This is a genomic window from Oleiphilus sp. HI0066 (genome assembly GCF_001635725.1).
Map to the genome: position 1 here is coordinate 1 of NZ_LWFH01001461.1, position 2,273 is coordinate 2,273.

2 protein-coding genes are annotated in these 2,273 nt (G+C 42.9%); both read right to left on the reverse strand.

The window, feature by feature from the left end:
• Positions 1 to 215 precede the first annotated feature (215 nt).
• Positions 216 to 947: an SGNH/GDSL hydrolase family protein gene (locus A3738_RS22700; protein WP_068476176.1), complete on the reverse strand. Its 732-nt coding sequence runs from the start codon at positions 945 to 947 to the stop codon at positions 216 to 218.
• A 334-nt stretch (positions 948 to 1,281) separates the two neighbouring features.
• Positions 1,282 to 2,022 carry a hypothetical protein gene (locus A3738_RS22705; protein ID WP_068476177.1) on the reverse strand — a complete coding sequence of 247 codons (741 nt, stop codon included), beginning with the start codon at positions 2,020 to 2,022 and terminating at the stop codon, positions 1,282 to 1,284.
• Positions 2,023 to 2,273 lie beyond the last annotated feature (251 nt).

A 2,273-nucleotide genomic window follows, 5' to 3' on the forward strand; every position in this document is an offset into this window, starting at 1 on the left:
CGCATCGCGGCAGACATGAGTGAACAAATACTTCATACCCGCACAGCAGGTGGCGTTTCTGATAATCCATTCTCTCCATGGTATATGTCAGAAATTCAGGGTTGGCTTGATGGCACCTTTAAAACACTAGAGCCATAAACAAAAAAGCACGCCTAGGGCGTGCTTTTTATTTCGACATTAAACCGATCTAGCCGTAAGCCAGATTCAACTTCTTATCATAGAAGTGGGAACAATACTGGCTCAATTTGTCCTGCAAGGTTCACTGAACCTTCTGGTGTTGGGTGAATGTCATCACTCTCAACTTGGCTCGCTGGAACAGTGCCTCGTGGATCAACAAACTGGCAGCTCGCTACAGAATCACTCTGACAAGCGCTACGAAGCTTATTGTTACCAATGTTCAAAGCTTTCGTTAAGTTCGCATTGCCACGTGGAAGCTCGTAGTAACCCAACCAAACAACGTTAGCAACACCATCTGCATCCATCTGATTCAACAAGTTCACTGCGTTAATACGCTGATCTTCAATCAAGTTTCTGCATGAACGAGAAGGATTCCAACGATACCATTGCGTGCGGCATCCGTAAGGGTCAAAAAGTGTAGCAGGGATCAAGATGTCGTTACCGCCGCCATCCATAAGAATGGTATTGATATCACCATTGAAGCTGTTTGCAGCGGCATATTGCTCATACACAGATGGCGCCAAGCTACCACCTTGTAATTCAGCACCTGACTGCGTGTAGTCACGAAATTGTGTGCCGGCATTAGCCTCTAGCGTTTCTTGAATTACACCATTCAAATCGAAAATAGAGTCACCTAAAGTCACCACGTCATTTCGACCATTTACTTGCTCTTCATATGGGCTACCCGTACAACCCACAACACTTAATACAACAGCAGTTGCTGCCGTTGCTTTTACTACATTAGATACAACTTTTTTTAGATTTATCATTGTTCTCTCCAAGCTTTTTATTATGTCGCCATACTCGCATATGGCGCGCAACATACTAATAAACTAAGAAATTTAGACCTAACAATTAGAGGTCAAAATATGAACATGACAGGCCAAATCATGAACAATGTCGGCCAGTACTAGTAAGGTAAATTCGTAATAAAAAACACATTGATGGAAAATAAGCGGCTACGAAACGTAGACGGTCAATAACGAATTAAGCTAGGAAAACGATCTTAGGTTTAACTTAAAGATGAAACAAAAAAGCACGCCGAGGCGTGCTTTTCTAAAACGAATCTACACGACGTTGCACCGTGTAGATTGGCACTAATGCTTATAGCTTAGTGCTGAATACTGGCCAGATTTGGCCTGCAAGGTTTACAGAACCTGCTGGAGTTGGGTGAATGTCATCACCTTCAACTTGGCTTGCTGGAACAGTGCCACGCGTATCGATGAACGAGCAGCTTGCAGTTGTTGCTGTTTCACATGCGTAGTTCAACCAATCGCCACCTGTATTCAAGATAGAGTTAAGGTTGCTATTGCCACGTGGAAGGTTGTAGTAACCCAACCAAACGATGTCCTGAACACCATCAGCGTCCATTTCATTCATTAGGTCTATGCCAAGAAGAACAGTATCCTCCAACAAGTTGTAGCAAGCATTTGATGGCCACCAGCGGTACCACTGAGTACGACATCCGTATGGGTCAAGAAGTGTTGCAGGAATCAAGATGTCGTTACCGCCACCATCAGCCAACACAACGTTGATGTTCGGATTTGTTGCACGTGCATCACGATATTGATTTGTTACTGAAGTTGCGATCAGGCCGCCAGTGATTTCAGCACCTGATTGCGTGTAATCACGGAACTCTTGACCCATGTTTGCTTCAAGAGTCTCTTGAATCACACCATTTAAGTCAAAGATCGAGTCACCCACACTGATTACGTCGTTACGTCCACCACGGTCTGATACATCCTCATCATAGGGATTACCAACACAACCTACTACAGTGAAAGCTACGGCAGCGACAGTTGCTGCTTTAGCAAGCTTGTTTATTACTGATTTAAGATAAGTCATTGTTCTCTCCAACCTTCCTTATTTTTAGATTTAAAGTGGAGCGAAAATCCTACTTAACAAAAATTCACAGTTGGAGTCAGTTCACGAACAAAGTCCAACCATCTGTTCGCTTTTTATGCAAACCTATCAATAATGGCCATGTTTACATTATTAATGCGAAGCTCATCACAAAATTATCTGCAAGTTAGGTTATCCGTTAAGTCAGATCAAAAAATTCGTTAGATATAAAACGAAAAAACACGCTTTCGCGT